We start from the raw sequence: 15,583 nt of genomic DNA on the forward strand, positions 1-15,583 counted from the left end.
ATCGGCCGTCAGGGGCGACACCAAAGCCCGGAGAGCGACAGCGATCATCGGCGAAATGCCGACCCTGTGTGCCAGTCAGAATTTGGAGCCGGTCCGTGAACATCGCCCATCGTCGTTCAGGATGGAGTCATAGCCTTGGTGCGGGTACTTGACCCCCAATCGCTTGGAATTCAAGACGACACTCGCACTCGCGGGTCCATTGCCCTCGTCGACTGCGTATCTTTCTACGCCTCATGCGAGCGCGTCTTTGAGCCAGCGCTCGACGGCCGCCCCATCATCGTGCTCTCCAACAACGACGGCTGCGTCGTCGCAGCCTCGCCCGAGGCGAAACAGATCGACCCCGACATCATGGGCAAACCGTGGTTCAAGATCGAAGCCTGGTCACGCATGGCCGGCGTCGTCGCCCGCTCAAGCAACTACGAGTTGTATGGATCCTTGTCGGCGCGCGTCATGGCAATCATCGGGAAGCACTCGGCCTGGCAAGAGGTGTACTCCATCGACGAATCCTTCATCGGTCTCACCGGTGAAGGATTCGAGCTCATCGCGACCGGTCAACGCATCCGGTCAGAAGTCATGCAGTCCACCGGCGTGCCAGTCCGGGTTGCGATCGGCGCCACCAAGACCCTGGCAAAAGTCGCGGCCCTCGGAATCAAGCGCACCCCGGAAATGAATGGTGTCTGCGACTTCAGCGCGTACACACCCGCGCAGCAGTCACGCATTCTCGCGTCGATCCCCGTCACGGATCTCTGGGGTGTTGCGTCACGCACTGGGAAGAAACTCGCAGCGCTCGGGATCTTCACCGCGAAAGATCTCCGAGACGCCGATGCCGCGCGGATCCGCAAACGCTTCTCCGTCGTGCTCGCCCGCACCGTGCTCGAGCTACGCGGGATCCCCTGCATCGAACTCGAAATGCAGCCACCCGCCCAGAAAGAACAACTGATCTTCTCCAGATCGTTCTCGAGGAAACTCACCAAGCCTGACGAAATGGCGCAGGTCACCGCCATGTACGCCCAGCGAGTCGGGCAACGCCTCCGAAAGCAGGGCTCGCTCGCCGGCATGATGCAGGTCTGGGCCGCGACCGGGTGGGCCGACGAGGGCACGCCCCCACACAGCACGAGCGTGACCGTGCGACTTCCCGCGCCGACGGATGATCCGATCGAGCTCGCGAGAGCGGCAGCGTTCATCCTCCCCAAGCTTTTCCCCAAAGAACTGCCCGGTGTGAGGTATGCGCGCCTCGGCGTCGTCCTGAACGACCTTCGCCCTGCGGCATCCACTCCAATGCTTGACCTCTTCAGCGCTGACGATCGCGAGCTCGGGGCAACGCTCGACGGCATCACCCAGAAACTCGGACGCGACGCGATCGGCGTCGGCGTCGGAGGATTGAAAACCCCGCCCGGTTGGGAGATGAAACGAGCAATGCTGTCCAAGCGGGCAACAACCGAATGGGACGAACTGTGTGAGGCGGCCGCGTAACCTTCAAGGGTGAAACGGCGGGCAACTTGCCAGTCCAAGATGTAGGCAAGCCCGCTTCGCGGTCTTGCGGAAAAGCGAGGGCTTGGTGACGTCCGTAGTCATCGACGTGTGCACGATGCCGAGATTCGCTGAGCCTGAAATTGGGGTGCGGGAATCATTGACGCCGCGAAACAGATGATCGAGAGTCAGCGGACGAAGAGGAGGCCTTAGCGGCTGAGCTCTCGCGAGCGAGAGGCGCCTTGAAGGGCGACTGGTCGTTGTCCTGACGCGGACAGTGAATGCAGTACGGGTTACGAACTCGCGGGAAGGAGGAGCTCTGGCCCGTCGCCGCGCAGAGGCGCGACCTCGTACTCGCGCAACTGCATGCTCAACGGCATAGACGCCTCAGCCACCGCGTCGAGAAGGAGCTGATCGCCAACGGTACCTGGGTCGAGCCAATCGCCAAGCAGCTCATCGGCAAGGAAGACCGGCATTCGGTCATGCAGCGGCTCCATCACCCCAGCGGACGCTCGAGTGAGTATCGTCGCGGTCAAATGCCATCCCTCATCATCGCCCGCGTCGGGCTCGTGCCACCACGAGTACAGCCCTGCCATGGGAATGATCGGGTCAGGGCCGAAGATCGCGTGCGGGATCCTCGAAGACTTCGGACCAGTCCACTCGTAGAACCCTGTCACCGGAATCACGCACCGCCGGTTCTTCACCGACGCTTTGAACGACGCCTTCTCAGCCGCTGTCTCGGAGCGCGCGTTGAAAGTCGGAAACTTGGTCTTGAGCTCCTTTGACCAGATCGGCACGAGCGACCAGTATGCGTACTCGAGGCGTTTCGTGCCGTCCTTGTGATCCGTAAACGCTGCAGGGATCGGCTGCGTCGGCTTGAGGTTCCAGGACGGCTCGTAGCCGGCGGGGCGCTCCCGCATCCAGTCAGCGAGCTCGCTGCCACTCGCGACCGCCATGTTCTCGTCGTAGTCGACGATGACTCTCCCACACATGTCACCAGGCTACGTCGATACGTGGCGGACGGAAACCCTGAGTATCGCGCGACCCGCGTCGTAGGCCTGCAGCGACGGGATCGCCGGGGGATTAGACAGTTTGAACATGCAGCATCGTCCATCCCTCGGGGACAAGTGCTGCAAGCTCGTCCCGGGTCGCTGCGGAGATCTCCTGTGTCTTGTCTCGACGGTGGTAGGTGCCTACTGCGGTGATCGTGCCCCCGGTTGCCGTCATCTTCACTGGAGCTTTCACGAGCTCAAATCCATCAGGGCGCTGCTCAGCGAGCTGTGAATGCACCTCCTCGAGCGACTCCCCGGCCACCTCAACCTCACGGACTTCCACCTGACGAATCGTCGCACGCAACATAACCCTGAGGATACCGGCTCGGCGCCGCACATCCCCGGGCCTCGGCAGAGTCCGGCTGCGCACCACGCGAGGGGGCAGGGCCCCCTCCCGCACCCCCTCACACCGCTTCGCGGAAGGCATCCGCTCCGCTCCTGCCAGAAGGTCACGCGCTCCGCGCGCGGCTCAGCAGGCTGCGCCTGCAATCCTTTTGCCGGGAAGCAAGCGACAGGATAGCGCCGCTCCGCCTCCACGCCAGCCGGCCGGGGATCTCTTCCGCAAGCTCCAGAGTTCTCCCGGGCGTCGCAGTCTCGCTCGTCTTCCGCTGCGCTTCAGCCGCGCGGTGTCTGCTCCTCCTGCTGGCGTTCCGGCTTCGCGTCACTGTCGGCGATTCTCGCCTCCCCGGCAAAAAGAAATCAGGGGGAGGAAACAACACGAGAAACACTCACAGAAAGAGACACACAATGACTTCCACGACCACCCCCGGAATCATCGAACACCTTGACCCGGCCACCCTGCTACTTGAAACGAACGTCCGAACGGACACCGCGATCAGCGACGCATTCCTTGAAAGCATCAAACAACTCGGAGTGCTCACCCCAATCCTGGGCCACCGCGTCGCCGACGGCACCGTGCAAGTACGTGCAGGCCAGCGGCGGACCACCGCAGCAATCCAGGTGGGCCTGGCAACCGTGCCCGTCTACGTCGTCAACGCTGCAGGCGCAGAAGCAGAGCGCATCATCGAGCAGCTCATCGAGAACGAGCAGCGCACCGAACTCACTGAAACTGATCGGATCGAGGCATGGAAGCAGCTCGAATTTGAGGGCCTCAGCGTCGCTCAGATCGCCAAACGCACCGGCACCAAGCGCGACCGAGTAAAGACCGGGCTGAACGTCGCGAAAGCCGAAACCGGTGCGGCACTAGTCGACCAAGGCGTCACCCTCGACCAGGCAGCAATCCTGATCGAATTCGCCGACGATGCCGAACTCACCGAAGAACTCACCGGCGCCGCCGTCAACGACCCGGACTACTTCCCGCACGCCGTCGAACGAGCACGACGCGACCGGCAAGAACGCATCGCCGCGCAGCCACACATCGACGCCGCGCGCGCAGCGGGCTACGAGATCCTTGAAGAAATCGGGTACTACGACGAAAGCCCGTACCCGCTGCACATTCTCCTGACCGCAACCGGAGAAACGGTGCGAAAGAGCGACGTGGAAGGCAAAGAAGGGATCGCTGTCTACATTCGTTGCTGGAACGGCGAACCTAGCATCCGCTACTACGTCACCGACCCCACAGCACATGGGTTCACCATCAACAACCAGTACGGCGGCCGCCCGGCCAAGGGGCCGATGACTGATGACCAGAAGTCCGAGCGCAAGCAGCTCATCGAGAACAACAAAGCATGGGATGCCGCCGAAACTGTCCGCCGTGAGTGGCTCGCCCAGTTCCTGTCACGAAAGGCGCTCCCCAAGAACACGGTCAACCTGGCCGCGTGGGCGCTCACGGAGAACATCTACTCGGTCGCGAACAACCTCAGCGACGGGCGCACGCTGGCCTGCGAACTCCTGGGCGTCAAGTCAGCCGGGAACCACCTCGCCGCACAGCCAGGAAAGGCCGGGAACGTGCTCCTCGCCGCAGTGATCGCGACACTCGAAAAGTCCACAAGCAGGCAGTCCTGGCGCTACCCCGACGAGCATGTCGCGCACTACCTTGCCCAGGTCGCGGACTGGGGATACCCGCTCAGCCCAGTCGAGAAAATCGCAGCCAAGATCACTGACGAGACCGCAGACGAGCCGGACGTAGCCCAGCAGTAACCCGCCCGCAAAGCCCGGTGCTCACACAGTCACGTGGGCACCAGGCCAGGCCCGGCAGTGCGGCTTCGCCCCACGCGAGAGGGGCACAGCCCCCTCGCACACCCCCAGTGTTCCGCTTCGCGGGAGGCATCCGCTTCGCTCTTGCCAGAAGGACACGCGCTCCGCGCGCGGCTGAACCGGGCTACGCCCGGATTCCTTTTGCCGGGAAGCAAGCGACAGGGTAGCGCCGCTACGCCTCCACACCAGCTGGCCGGCCGATCGGTTCCGCTTCGCTTCATCGATAGTCCGGGCGTCGCAGTCTCGCCCGTCTTCCGCTGCGCTCCAGCCGTGCGGGCCCACTCCTCCTGCTGGCGTTCCGGCTCCGCGTCACTGTCGGCGATTCTCGCCTCCCCGGCAAAAAGAAATCAGAGGGAGGAGAAACACACAGACTGCGCGGCACCAAACATCACAGCAGTAGAGACACACCGGAGGAACATCATGAACGACAACACCAACCAGAACACTGACGTACTGGTCACCGTCTACTCCAAGCCTTCCTGCGTGCAGTGCACCGCAACCTACCGCGCGCTCGATACCAAGGGCATCGCCTATGAGGTCGTCGACCTTTCAGAAGACGACGCCGCGCTCGCACTCGTACAGGAACTCGGCTACATGCAGGCCCCCGTCGTCGTCGCAGGCTCCGTCCACTGGTCAGGGTTTCGTCCCGACAAGATCCAGGGCCTCGCGTAAGGAGCATGAGCATGTACACACAGTCGCTTGAACCCGGCACGATCCAGACCCTGCTCTTTGGCCGTGACGGACGCCCCGTCACAGGAGAACACCGCAGCTTCTATGAAGCGACAAGCCCACAGGTCAGCCTCAAATTCGGGACCATCCCCGGCCACGAAATGCACGTCGTCATCGCGAACGGCGCATACATCGTCGTCACCAGGTCACGCTCGTCATCCCGGCCCTTCTACGTCCAAGACCGCATTGTCGACAGCCTCCACGCAGGCATCGATTACATCCAGAGATGGCTCCCGAAAGACGCAGCTTCGTTTTCCGGTTGAGAGCCGGCCTCCCCGTCGACGGAACCAAACAGTCTTTCGATCCCGAGCACCCCATCCCACCTGGAAGGACATTCAAATGCAAACTTTTGGCCCATCGTGCACACCACGCCTCACGAGCTCAGTAAGGTCCCGATTCTCTGCATAGGCGCAGTGGAACAGGACAATTCTGAACGCCGCATGGCCGAGCGCGATACCCAGAGTGAGGAACGAAGTGGCAAGTATTGATGACAAGGTGGAGGCGCTCAATTTCAGAGCGCAAACCACAAGGACGGCCGAGCAGATCGCTCAGCTGCTTTCAGACGCGGCCGAGGTCGGAGGGACCATCGCGATCACCCGGGTGGGCTCCGGCATGTACCGGGGTTCAGTGCAGAACTTGGTGCGCGTCGAGCAAGCCGAATTCACGGTGAAACTCACGAAGGCCGCAGGCGGAGCCGTGTACGACGTCCGTTTCACCGTCGACGACTACCTGCGCGCTCGCTCCGTGATTGGGTTCACCCCTGTCTCGCCCTGGCGCGCGCCGGCATACGAGCCGCTGCGTACCTTCGCCGAGCGACTGCAGAACGGACTGTAGGCGAACTGATCATGACCGGCTCCCGAAAGCGGAGTTCCATCCAACGCCTGCGGTTCGGACGCACCCCAACCGCCACCAACGAACAGGACCCCTCATGAACACTCTCAACACCCGTCAGAGAATCACCGCATTCATCGACCTTGCCCAAGCCCTGATCGAAGCTATCGAAACCGAACAGGCGACACCCCTCAAAATCGGTACACCCGCATACCAGGGCAACTGCCGGCACCACCCAGCCGCATTCTTCCCGCTCCGCGCCACACGCTCCGGTGCCAGCGAAGACACCGCGAGCCACAGCCACACGGCCGGCAGCCACTACGTCGAGATCACGCAGATCCCTAACTGGGACCACGGCCTCACACGGGACGAGATCGACGACCTCACCACACCGCTCACAGTAGAAAGCAGGACCCACGAATGACTCAGAACCCCACTCCCTACGACAACGGCACAAGACTGGAACCAAAAACCTGGGTCCAAGACGGGACTGCCGGCAGCGACGACCCAAGACCAGCAACACTTGACGACTACGGCCGCGTCGACTTCGACAACGACGAAGGCGCAACCGAACTCACCGTCTGGGCGATCCCCACCGAAGACGGCATCGTCCTCCGCGTTGACTCCATGAGCGACACCCCCATCACGATCGAGACCGAAGCCGACCGGCTCACACGCGAGACACAGGTCGCATCCCTCCACGACAAGCTCGAAGCTCTCGCCGCGGAAGCACATGACTACGTCACGTGGGATGACGAAGGAGATCCCTCAGCGTTTTCCCCCGGACACTACGAACTCGCGTCATTCGACCCAGAAGGCGAGCAGTTCTACGTTGAGCTCACCTACACCGGTACGAACCCATACGAGGACGAAGCCGCAGTTCCCACCGGCGCCACCTGGCACACACGTTCCCTCGAGTGCGACGGACACGGCTCCCGCCGCCAGCTCTACTCTCCTAACACCTCAGTTCCCATCAGCGAGGCCGAGACCGTGGTAGCTGCAGCCAGAGAATGGGTGACCGCGGTTGCAAACAAGCACACCCAATACGTCCACACGCAGACTCCGCCGCAGTACATTGACGTGCGCGTCACCGGCCCCGGCCTGAGCTGACTGGCCATGGCAGCATTCAAAAGAGGCAGAGCCCGAATCGCGGCCGCGATCGTCACGTTCGGCGTCCTGATTACTTGCGCCCACGTGCTCGCCCTGCAAGACGACCCGCACTCACGAACAGAAACCCGAGCCCCAGCACGCGTCGGCGAGATCGCGACCGTTATCCGCGTCGTTGACGGGGACACCATCGTCGTCCAGCGCACCGGCACCAACGACACAGACCGCGTTAGGCTCATCGGCATCAACACGCCAGAGCTCGCCCACGGGACAGGGGCAGATGAGTGCTTCGCGGCCGAAGCGACAGCCATCCTCCAAGCCATGCTCCCGGAAGCGACCAAGATAGAACTCCGGAGAGATCCGACGCAACTCCAATCCGACAAGTACGGGCGCTTACTCCGACACGTCGACGCCGAAGACACCGGTACGAACATAGTCCTGGCCCTCCTCGAAGCAGGCGCCGGCCCCGAATACACATACGACAAGCCCTACGCCGGCCAGCCCGAGTACCGGGCCGCCGAAGCGAACGCCAAAACGCACGCCACAGGCTACTGGGGCGCTTGCCAGTAACAACCCCATTGAAGGAGAACATCATGAGCTACATCACACGCGTTGGAAACCTGGCCAGCGCCCCTACCCTCCGCCACAGTGAAAACGGACCATACCTGTACGCACGGGTACTCGTCACCGACCGCATCAAACGAGACGGCAAGTGGGTAGACGGACCTCTCGTGCCATACGAAGTGCTCGTGAAGGGCTCATACGCGACGCATCTCAGCGAAACAGTGGAAACATGCGGCAACGTTCGCCTGCACTTCTCAGGCCGGTACTGGACGGAGGAGTACCACCCAGCAGATGCGCCCGCGCGAATCGTGCACAAAGTGAGCGCTGACGAGGTATCTGTCTCGCTCCAGTTCACCGCAGTCACTGAAACCGGAAAGACAGAGACGCAGACCTCACCCGCTCTACTCCCATCAGATGCAGCCACTTCGCCTTGGGACACCGTCGCAGAGATCCGACGGGACCTCGAGGAAAGCTGACCCTGACTGACCCACGTTGTAGACCCCCATAGCGTGGGGCGAACCGCCTCAGAACAGAATTCCCCGCTACCGGCACTGCCAGTAGCGGGGAATTCTTGTTGAACGGGAGTGTAGGTGGACTCAGTAGGGGTTCTCGGTTCCTTCTCCCACTTCCACCTGCCCGGGATCAGCAAGGATCTCTATGATCATGTCTCCGTTCTCGCGGTTATCGATCCACCATCGTGCAGCAGTGACGAGGCGTGCCGGCGCCAACACGTCGGCCTCGAACCTGTCCTCATCGAGAGCTCCTTCCTCGACGAGCGAGGTGTATGCATCCCGGAGGAGTTCATACCGGACACGAAGCGCCCAGGAGATTTGTTTCGATGAGCCGATGAGAATTGGAAGCTGTGATCGTTCTTGATCCTCGAGAGCATGTTCCTCTAGCTCAGCGCGTTCAGTCTGGACTTCCTTGGAGAGCTTCCTGTCTTGTCGTTTCTTCCAGCATTCGGTACAGGGCTGGTTTGCGAGCCATGCAGCAAAGCCCGCGCGTTCGCCGGCGGGTTTGTCAGCAAGGTCTCGCTCCTGGGTGTGTCCGCATTTGTGCTGGACATTGAACTGGGTAGGGACAGCCATGTGGGCTCCTTGGTGTCGTCGTATGAGGGGGGACACCCCGACGGGGTTCAACCGTCGATGATGTCCAGCGCGCAGGTCGCGAGTGCGACAGCGAATAGGACATGACGGGACAGCTGCGTGATGTCGGGGACATGCACCCTGTCCATCTGCGGTGGACAGGGTGCGGTGGGGACTGATGGACGTCTTGGCACTTGTCGTCCGTTTGGTTGCGATGCTGGGCAGTGGCAGATGTCTCGACACCTGGTGGTGTCTATCTGCTGCTGTCCAGCACCGCGTATTTGGGGAAGAGGGGGAGGACACGCGTTGTGTCCGAGGGAGTACCGGGGTGTCCAGGGCGAGGGGACACCCCGGGGGTCATGCTGAGGGGACGGCGAGGGACACTTCGAGTGTCCCGAGTTTGAACCGGGGAGACATGAGCGGTGTCGCGACACCGGGCTCGAGGACAACCTCAGTGTTGTCCTCAGCGAGGACGGACACGCCGTTGACCGAACCGAGGTCTTCCACGCACCACTGTGTCCCGTCAAACCAGACGCGTGCATGTGTCCTGGACAGTGTCTTTGTCGCGTCGGGGAGCGCGAGCGTCTGGACATGCAGGGACGCTTCGGGACGGCGTCCCACGATCGTGTCCGTGGACAACGGATACTCGCTGCCGTCCGGAAGGACAAGGACACAGTTCGTCTCCGCACTCCGGGACACCATCACCGTATTGTCCATGTCCTCTACTTCTCGGCTGACCGCGACAGTCATCGCGGACACGTCCACCTCTGACACGCGGGACATCATCCCGGACGTCGCCGGGGACAGGAGCACCGGGGCGACCGGTGCAACTGGGAACGGGGCTGGCGAGACGGGCGCCAGCGGGGGGACACCCTGTGCGGGTGTCCCGGGTGAAGGCCGTACGGGTGCTGCGCTGCTCGCGGGGGTGTCCACCTCTTCGAGGAGCTGATCGAGTAGTGACGGGGTAGGAGAATCTGTCGGTGTGCTGGCTGCGAGATTGTCTCGTGTCGGTTCGTGGCCGAGCTGAGCAAGCAGCACGCCGACGTCAAGTGGGCGGAGGTGCGCGGGGACACTGAGGTCGAGCCCGCAGCGCGTGCAGAGCGGCGCCGGCTCGCCGTCGACGTACTCGTTCAGGGTGCTGCAGAACCGGCAACGCGCGAGTCTGTTCGCTGCCGCAGGTGGAAGGAGCTGTGGCTCCGGGGCGGGGGAAACGAATGTGTCAGTCATACCCTCCGACGGGCAGTGCTGCGCACGACGGAGAGGACGTCTGGCGAGAGGGACAGGGAAGTCCTTCTCAATTCCAACTGCACATTGTCCAGCTGCGCTGTGCTGCTTTTCTCGTCTCTCATTCTTCGTTCCTCGCTTCGCGCGTTCCTCCTTCGCTTCGCTCGTCCGTCACTTCCCGAATCCTCCTCCTTCGTCGGAGTTTCTCCTTACACGACTGGCATTTGAGGGGGAACGCGTCCCCCGTTGCGTGACCTCGGGTTCTCTGGCAGCATTCGAGCATGGCCAACAAGTACGTTGCAGCACTGCACTTGCCCTCTGGTGAGATTGTGACTCTGGCAGATGTCAACGACAGCTACGGAAACGGGTGGCAGTGCCCGACGGAGGGATGCACGGTCCCTCTGAAATTCACTCCTGGGAAGTACTCACATCGTGCTGGGAATAGATTTTGGGTGAGTGCGTTCTGGAGCACATTCGACGGCCAACTGCATATTGATGGCTGTTCGGCCGAGAACGCTTCGAGTAGGTCGACGACATATTTCAGCAACGACCTGGGCCGGGAAATCAAACGATCCGATACTGTGCTGCTCTCCTTTGGAAAGCGGACAATGCAGCAAGGTGGCAGCAAGCTTGAACCGCGTCGAGGGCCTGAATACGGTGGCGATGCCGCTGAGTACGCGGGCCGGTCTGGGACTCTAGGGAACTTGCTCTCGAAGTTTGCCTATCACGGCGGACACGATGGGATGCGGAAATACTTTTACACCCACGATGGCAGACAGTACACCTGGGACGATATCGCTTACGCCTCTACGGTCGAAGGCCACCAGCGTCTGGAGAGACAACTCAAGATAGTCGTGAACGATCAAGAGAACTGGCCTTGGATCGTTGGCGGCACCATCGGTAAAGCCGGTAAAGGGGCGAGCAACGGCCGGCTACAAACCAGCATCTATGTTCCGGGCTCAGATGTTCCGCTTCTCGTCTACTGTGACGGAAAACCTGAGCTCATCGACCACCTTTCCTCATTTCAAAACGGTGACCAGGTCGTCGTGCTTCTGAACAAAATCTCAATGGGCGGACCAAATCTCGCCTCGGTCACGGGTACCTTCTTCGAAAGCAACGAGCTCCTGATCGGGAAGAACCTCAAGTCCCCGAAGGGGACGCTCGTCCTTTTCTAAAGCGCTAAGCATCGGCATCATCGGGCGCACCAAGAGCAGGATCCTCTACAAACTTGCTCCAAAATTGTTTACGGTTGAGGCGTCCTGCTGCTGTGAGCTCGTAACCGCTGCCATTTCGCTTGATCGTTCCTTTGCTTTGCAGTGCGGCGAGTACGTCTGTGGGGAAAGCCATTACCGGTAGCGCGCAAAAATAGTCAGCCAGCGAGAGCAGAATATAACTGGTGTCTCCGCGCTCGCTTGTCGTGGTGTGTGCGCCGCGGTTTTCCCAGAGTTCGAACCAACACAACACGCGATTTTCCACGATGATCATCGGATCTGTGACGAGCGCGGGGGAAGACGCGAGCTCCTCACGCACGACTTCTTCCCAAGGACGAAACCTTACAGAGAATCCAGCTTGGCGTCTCAGCTCGTCAGCGGCCAGGATTCCGTCGATTGTGGGCTCGTAGCCGAGTCCCGTCAGAACTAGCCAACCTTGTTCATATGCGCGAAGTACACCACGCCGCGGTCCTTTCAACGGCGGCTTGCAGGGCCGGGGTCCTGGGTAAGTGACTCCTAGCCGGCACCAGAGCTGGAAGACAGTGTCCAACGCCACTGCATCGTCGTCGGAAAACGTTGTCGGGCCGTACATATCCCGCACGGCCAGGATCTGCTCGTGCTCTCTGGCCTCTTGCGACCTGATCTGTTTTTGCGGCTTAGTCATGCTTTCTCCGGTTCTGGTGGGAGCTGCTCGTTCGCAGCGTCGGCTGGGACTGGTCGCCTCTTCGTCCAGCAACCTTCGACCGCATTGGGTGCGCAGACGCGTCCCGTTCTGCGTGACGTGTGCGCGGAGGGTCCGGTCGTAGGGATGAAGGCGGCACACTGTCGCCTCCCAAACAGAGGAGAAGCGATGATCTTGATATCCGCGAGTTCCAATCTCGCAGGCACCATTCTCACGGTCGTTGGGGCAATGGAAGGGGATAGAAAGCTTCGCGAGTCTGAGCGTGAAAACTATGTTGTGCCTGGTGATGCTCACAAGATTGCGGAGGAACTCAACAAGCGGCCAGGGACGCGTCTACTGAAAGCGATTGCGATGGATTGGGGTCTCGTCCCCAAACGTTTCACCTGGCGAGACTTACCACCTGAAGCTTTTCGGGTGCAGGTGGTATCACCTGACGAGCAGAGAGCAGCTGAGGGGCTCACAGTCGAGGAACGTGACTACATTTTCGCCTCTGCGTTTGAACGGTACGAGATCTTCGAGGTCATCGTCGACCGTTATAAGTCCGAACGGATGCAGGACAAGGCGGATCGGGCCGCGAAGATTCGGGCAGACCTCGATGCGATGGTTCCCATCAACGACGACAAGAACACAGACCAGTGAAGTCAACCGACCAGGAGCGAGGAACGACAATGGCGACACAAAGTGCAGGACAGTCAAGCACCGGTTCAAAGGCAACCGTGAAGCAACGATTTCGGGCCTGGTGGAGTGCCAGCCACGACGAGGTGTTTTGGGGGCTGCGTCATGCAGCCGGGACCATTATCGGAGTTGTTGGCCTGTTCGCTATCGGATATGTGGCAGGCAGAGTCTGGGCAGCTGCAGGCGGCGACACACGGATCGAGGGAACGCTGATCGCAGGGGGATTTTGGGTGTTGGCTCTCGCCCTCCTCTTCCAGAGGAACTTCGGGATGCTCGGGGCCCGCAGTACCGTCACGAGATCGGCTGCAGCACCTCACGGTGCCGCCCGTCTTCGTGCAGAAGGTTCAGGAGTCATGCATCGTGAGGCGCGCCACGCGGCCCTCCACATTGTTGTCGGCTGGCGGCTCGGGTTCATCATCACTTCGTCAGACATTCGCGACACCAGCTGCCTCTACGGTTGGTCCTTCAACGCGTCCAACAGCTCTGGCGCAGATGCTCGCTTTGCAGGTATCACCCTCCACCTCGCAGGGCTCACTGAGGGTGAGCCAGTCACCCTGGCGCAGAGCCGCGATGCAGTCCATGCTGTTTCCCTCGCCACGGAGCTCGTCGCAGCGGGTGAACGTCCGAGCGGCTACGAGGGTGTGTTTGAGATAGGGAGCCTGATCGAGGCTGCGGCTTCCAAGGCCCGAGAAATTGTGGCCGAGGAAACAGGACTGATCGCTCAGATAGCGAACGTGCATGCGCACACTCATTTTCTCGACGAGCGACTGATCGCGGAACTTCTGACGCCGTTTCTCGCCGAGTCGACCCGTGCGTGATGAAGACCGCCGCACAACGTCGCTATGAAGCGTCCCTCCGCCGAAACGCGATTGCGCATCCCGCGGCGCCTGCAGAGGACAGCGGGTGGAGCATCACTTGTGAACGCACCGGCTGTGACACCACGTTTGTGAGTCCCACCAGGCAACGAAAGTACTGCAGCGAACCGTGCCGGCGTCTTGTTGAGAAAGCTCGCCAGCGCCGCTTGTCCTTTGTTGAAGGGCTGTTACTCATGGGCTGTGCCGCACCGCGGTGCCGAGAAGTGTTCGTGCCTGTCTCGCCGGAACATCAGTACTGCTCATCGAAGTGTCGTAAGCGTGCGCACCGCGCCCACTCACACCTCGGGGCGACCAAGTGCGTATGGTGTGGCACTGCGCTTCCTGAAACAGCCACACGACGCCGGAAGTACTGCGGTGCACGGTGCAGACAACGAGCCGCTCGCGCCAAGCACACATACCGGAAACCCGTGCCGAAGCTCCCCTGAACCGGCATTCTGCTCAGCAATAGCTTTCTCAGCTCCCCCAGCACAACTACCTCACAGAAACGGAACAACCATGACCATTCCCAAGACCACCATCACGGTCAAAGCCGCACCAGTCACAGCACATCGCCTCGAATTTCCCGAGATCTACGAGGAGACCGGGCAGCCATATACGAGCGTCTGGTACGACTCTTACGATGAGGCCGTCAGGTCATGGGCTCGGCACGGCTTCACGCGTGTAGAGACCGCAGACATGCGGGTCTATGAACTCAAGAAGGTCGTTGATCAGCTCCAGCGCGCGTTTGACGAGGGCGGCAGCGAAGCAGTCACGCTCGAACTTGCTCGCATCCAGCGTGAGCACGCTGAGGACGACTACCTCGAAGCAAGCGCAGACATCGAGATGGGCGTAATTGTCCGAGACGACTTTCCGATACGCGTTGCATACGAACGCGCACTCTACTGCGACACGTTCAGGGACCCGGACAACGACGATTGGCTGATCGCTGGCCTGTCCATGATGGTCTTGTTCGACCAGGAATTTCCGCCGTCTAGAAATAACGACGAACCAGCCGGGGCTCACACACTCCAGTCAACTTTGCGGGTCTCATACGATCAAGAAGGTGGGCTTCAGTTCCACCCTGAAGCGTCCACTCCGAAGTTCAGCGTGCACCGGTACCTAGTGAATGTCGAAACCTCGGCCGCGATGTTTCATACGTTCGAGGTTGAACAGTCGACGTTTGAGTCGATCCTCGAACGGCATAGGGACAAGTTCTCTCCAGACAGTCACCTGCAGTCAGGGTCCTACGAGATCGTGCGCGGGGATCTTCCTCCAGCGCGCACCACTCTGTGCAGCCCGGAGCTGCTGCACGATCTCGCATGGTGGCAGCGGGTCTCAGGGCAGGATGAGGAATACATGAACCAGTGGACTACCGGTGAGTGGGAAGCCTGGAGCACGTCCATGCGGGCGGACCCCGACGGCGACAACCCCGCACTGCCCGACTGGGTTCACCCGCTCATCCGTACACGCTGGTATGGGGACTTCTCAATCCCGTTCCCCCACCTTGCTACGTTGCACCCCACCGAGCACAACTGGTTTCAACTCGCAGATGAGCATCCTGAATTCGAGCTCTTTCTCGAAGTCCCGGGAAACGAGGGGTTCGAGTTGAACGACCTGCGTGCCGCGTTTGAAACGGCGAAAGAGCGTGGTTGGACACCGCTACTTACAATGCGTCTGATCCCGATGGAGACACGTGGAACCTTTGCTGGAGCGATAGAGGCCTTTCACGTGGCCGCGCCAGAGGCTGACTCGGAAGCCGTCGAAGCGCTCCTACGCAAGCACAAGCTCCCCCGAATCAGCACCACGCTAGTCGCCCCCTACCTCAACGCAGCCCATCTTCTCGGCCGTGACGGGACTGGATTGGTCACGTGGGCGTCCGAGTGGATGTATGTCTAACGCCGGAATCCTCCGCCATGAGACCGGCTCATCTAACGGTAGACAC

Annotated in this window: 18 protein-coding genes; 13 read left to right on the top strand and 5 right to left on the bottom strand. The window is 61.1% G+C overall.

The genetic code is table 11. The annotated features are described in order from the left end of the window. The first annotated feature begins 138 nt into the window (after window positions 1-138). Complete coding sequence (locus tag KI794_RS00450) at window positions 139-1,473, top strand: Y-family DNA polymerase (RefSeq protein WP_255809792.1); 1,335 nt, start codon at window positions 139-141, stop codon at window positions 1,471-1,473. A 290-nt stretch (window positions 1,474-1,763) separates the two neighbouring features. On the opposite strand, the gene KI794_RS00455 is transcribed toward KI794_RS00450, so the two are convergent. Then, window positions 1,764-2,462 (bottom strand): SOS response-associated peptidase, encoded by a 699-nt coding sequence (locus tag KI794_RS00455; RefSeq protein WP_255808717.1) that lies wholly within the window; start codon window positions 2,460-2,462, stop codon window positions 1,764-1,766. A 91-nt stretch (window positions 2,463-2,553) separates the two neighbouring features. Continuing rightward, the gene (locus tag KI794_RS00460; protein ID WP_255808718.1) at window positions 2,554-2,829 is read right to left on the bottom strand and encodes a hypothetical protein; all 276 of its coding nucleotides are present in this window, start codon (window positions 2,827-2,829) and stop codon (window positions 2,554-2,556) included. Window positions 2,830-3,269: 440 nt separating this feature from the next. On the opposite strand from KI794_RS00460, the gene KI794_RS00465 reads away from it, so the two are divergent. The 8 genes from KI794_RS00465 (at window position 3,270) to KI794_RS00500 (ending at window position 8,386) form a co-directional block, all read left to right on the top strand. Beyond that, window positions 3,270-4,622, top strand: coding sequence for a ParB/RepB/Spo0J family partition protein (locus KI794_RS00465; protein ID WP_255808719.1), 1,353 nt, complete (start codon window positions 3,270-3,272; stop codon window positions 4,620-4,622). Window positions 4,623-5,099: 477 nt separating this feature from the next. Then, on the top strand, window positions 5,100-5,351 hold the full coding sequence (nrdH, locus tag KI794_RS00470; protein WP_255808720.1) for a glutaredoxin-like protein NrdH: 252 nt from the start codon (window positions 5,100-5,102) through the stop codon (window positions 5,349-5,351). Between the two features lie 5 nt (window positions 5,352-5,356). Continuing rightward, on the top strand, window positions 5,357-5,671 hold the full coding sequence (locus KI794_RS00475; RefSeq protein ID WP_255808721.1) for a hypothetical protein: 315 nt from the start codon (window positions 5,357-5,359) through the stop codon (window positions 5,669-5,671). 211 nt (window positions 5,672-5,882) lie between these two features. Continuing rightward, entirely contained in the window at window positions 5,883-6,242 is a 360-nt protein-coding gene (locus KI794_RS00480) for a hypothetical protein (protein WP_255808722.1), read from the top strand. 94 nt (window positions 6,243-6,336) lie between these two features. Continuing rightward, on the top strand, window positions 6,337-6,663 hold the full coding sequence (locus KI794_RS00485) for a hypothetical protein (RefSeq protein WP_255808723.1): 327 nt from the start codon (window positions 6,337-6,339) through the stop codon (window positions 6,661-6,663). Continuing rightward, on the top strand, window positions 6,660-7,349 hold the full coding sequence (locus KI794_RS00490) for a hypothetical protein (protein WP_255808724.1): 690 nt from the start codon (window positions 6,660-6,662) through the stop codon (window positions 7,347-7,349). Before KI794_RS00485 ends, KI794_RS00490 begins: the two co-directional genes overlap by 4 nt. 6 nt (window positions 7,350-7,355) lie before the next feature. Further along, window positions 7,356-7,916, top strand: coding sequence for a thermonuclease family protein (locus tag KI794_RS00495; RefSeq protein WP_255808725.1), 561 nt, complete (start codon window positions 7,356-7,358; stop codon window positions 7,914-7,916). Window positions 7,917-7,939: 23 nt separating this feature from the next. Continuing rightward, window positions 7,940-8,386: a single-stranded DNA-binding protein gene (locus tag KI794_RS00500; protein ID WP_255808727.1), complete on the top strand. Its 447-nt coding sequence runs from the start codon at window positions 7,940-7,942 to the stop codon at window positions 8,384-8,386. Window positions 8,387-8,506: 120 nt separating this feature from the next. Here KI794_RS00500 and KI794_RS00505 read toward each other — a convergent pair whose 3' ends face one another. Both KI794_RS00505 and KI794_RS00510 read right to left on the bottom strand, forming a co-directional pair. After that, the gene (locus KI794_RS00505) at window positions 8,507-8,998 is read right to left on the bottom strand and encodes a hypothetical protein (protein WP_255808729.1); all 492 of its coding nucleotides are present in this window, start codon (window positions 8,996-8,998) and stop codon (window positions 8,507-8,509) included. Between the two features lie 354 nt (window positions 8,999-9,352). Beyond that, window positions 9,353-10,222 carry an FHA domain-containing protein gene (locus KI794_RS00510; RefSeq protein WP_255808730.1) on the bottom strand — a complete coding sequence of 290 codons (870 nt, stop codon included), beginning with the start codon at window positions 10,220-10,222 and terminating at the stop codon, window positions 9,353-9,355. 278 nt (window positions 10,223-10,500) lie between these two features. Here KI794_RS00510 and KI794_RS00515 point away from each other — a divergent pair, with 278 nt between their 5' ends. Continuing rightward, window positions 10,501-11,394 carry a hypothetical protein gene (locus KI794_RS00515; protein WP_255808732.1) on the top strand — a complete coding sequence of 298 codons (894 nt, stop codon included), beginning with the start codon at window positions 10,501-10,503 and terminating at the stop codon, window positions 11,392-11,394. Between the two features lie 4 nt (window positions 11,395-11,398). Here KI794_RS00515 and KI794_RS00520 read toward each other — a convergent pair whose 3' ends face one another. Continuing rightward, window positions 11,399-12,094, bottom strand: a complete 696-nt coding sequence (locus KI794_RS00520) for a hypothetical protein (RefSeq protein ID WP_255808733.1) — start codon at window positions 12,092-12,094, stop codon at window positions 11,399-11,401. Between the two features lie 186 nt (window positions 12,095-12,280). Here KI794_RS00520 and KI794_RS00525 point away from each other — a divergent pair, with 186 nt between their 5' ends. From KI794_RS00525 to KI794_RS00535, 3 genes are all read left to right on the top strand, one after another. After that, the gene (locus tag KI794_RS00525; RefSeq protein WP_255808735.1) at window positions 12,281-12,751 is read left to right on the top strand and encodes a hypothetical protein; all 471 of its coding nucleotides are present in this window, start codon (window positions 12,281-12,283) and stop codon (window positions 12,749-12,751) included. A 29-nt stretch (window positions 12,752-12,780) separates the two neighbouring features. Further along, complete coding sequence (locus KI794_RS00530) at window positions 12,781-13,605, top strand: hypothetical protein (RefSeq protein WP_255808736.1); 825 nt, start codon at window positions 12,781-12,783, stop codon at window positions 13,603-13,605. A gap of 552 nt (window positions 13,606-14,157) precedes the next feature. Continuing rightward, the gene (locus KI794_RS00535) at window positions 14,158-15,537 is read left to right on the top strand and encodes a hypothetical protein (RefSeq protein ID WP_255808737.1); all 1,380 of its coding nucleotides are present in this window, start codon (window positions 14,158-14,160) and stop codon (window positions 15,535-15,537) included. Window positions 15,538-15,583: the final 46 nt, after the last annotated feature.

The organism is Leucobacter aridicollis (genome assembly GCF_024399335.1).
GTDB classification, from domain to species: domain Bacteria; phylum Actinomycetota; class Actinomycetes; order Actinomycetales; family Microbacteriaceae; genus Leucobacter; species Leucobacter aridicollis_A.

Bases quoted from the DNA above. Each gene is read 5' to 3' on its own strand.
- KI794_RS00455 (WP_255808717.1), bottom strand. From the start codon at position 2,462: ATGTGTGGGAGAGTCATCGTCGACTACGACGAGAACATGGCGGTCGCG.
- KI794_RS00460 (WP_255808718.1), bottom strand. From the start codon at position 2,829: ATGTTGCGTGCGACGATTCGTCAGGTGGAAGTCCGTGAGGTTGAGGTG.
- KI794_RS00465 (WP_255808719.1), top strand. From the start codon at position 3,270: ATGACTTCCACGACCACCCCCGGAATCATCGAACACCTTGACCCGGCC.
- nrdH (WP_255808720.1), top strand. From the start codon at position 5,100: ATGAACGACAACACCAACCAGAACACTGACGTACTGGTCACCGTCTAC.
- KI794_RS00475 (WP_255808721.1), top strand. From the start codon at position 5,357: ATGAGCATGTACACACAGTCGCTTGAACCCGGCACGATCCAGACCCTG.
- KI794_RS00485 (WP_255808723.1), top strand. From the start codon at position 6,337: ATGAACACTCTCAACACCCGTCAGAGAATCACCGCATTCATCGACCTT.
- KI794_RS00490 (WP_255808724.1), top strand. From the start codon at position 6,660: ATGACTCAGAACCCCACTCCCTACGACAACGGCACAAGACTGGAACCA.
- KI794_RS00495 (WP_255808725.1), top strand. From the start codon at position 7,356: ATGGCAGCATTCAAAAGAGGCAGAGCCCGAATCGCGGCCGCGATCGTC.
- KI794_RS00500 (WP_255808727.1), top strand. From the start codon at position 7,940: ATGAGCTACATCACACGCGTTGGAAACCTGGCCAGCGCCCCTACCCTC.
- KI794_RS00505 (WP_255808729.1), bottom strand. From the start codon at position 8,998: ATGGCTGTCCCTACCCAGTTCAATGTCCAGCACAAATGCGGACACACC.
- KI794_RS00510 (WP_255808730.1), bottom strand. From the start codon at position 10,222: ATGACTGACACATTCGTTTCCCCCGCCCCGGAGCCACAGCTCCTTCCA.
- KI794_RS00515 (WP_255808732.1), top strand. From the start codon at position 10,501: ATGGCCAACAAGTACGTTGCAGCACTGCACTTGCCCTCTGGTGAGATT.
- KI794_RS00520 (WP_255808733.1), bottom strand. From the start codon at position 12,094: ATGACTAAGCCGCAAAAACAGATCAGGTCGCAAGAGGCCAGAGAGCAC.
- KI794_RS00525 (WP_255808735.1), top strand. From the start codon at position 12,281: ATGATCTTGATATCCGCGAGTTCCAATCTCGCAGGCACCATTCTCACG.
- KI794_RS00530 (WP_255808736.1), top strand. From the start codon at position 12,781: ATGGCGACACAAAGTGCAGGACAGTCAAGCACCGGTTCAAAGGCAACC.
- KI794_RS00535 (WP_255808737.1), top strand. From the start codon at position 14,158: ATGACCATTCCCAAGACCACCATCACGGTCAAAGCCGCACCAGTCACA.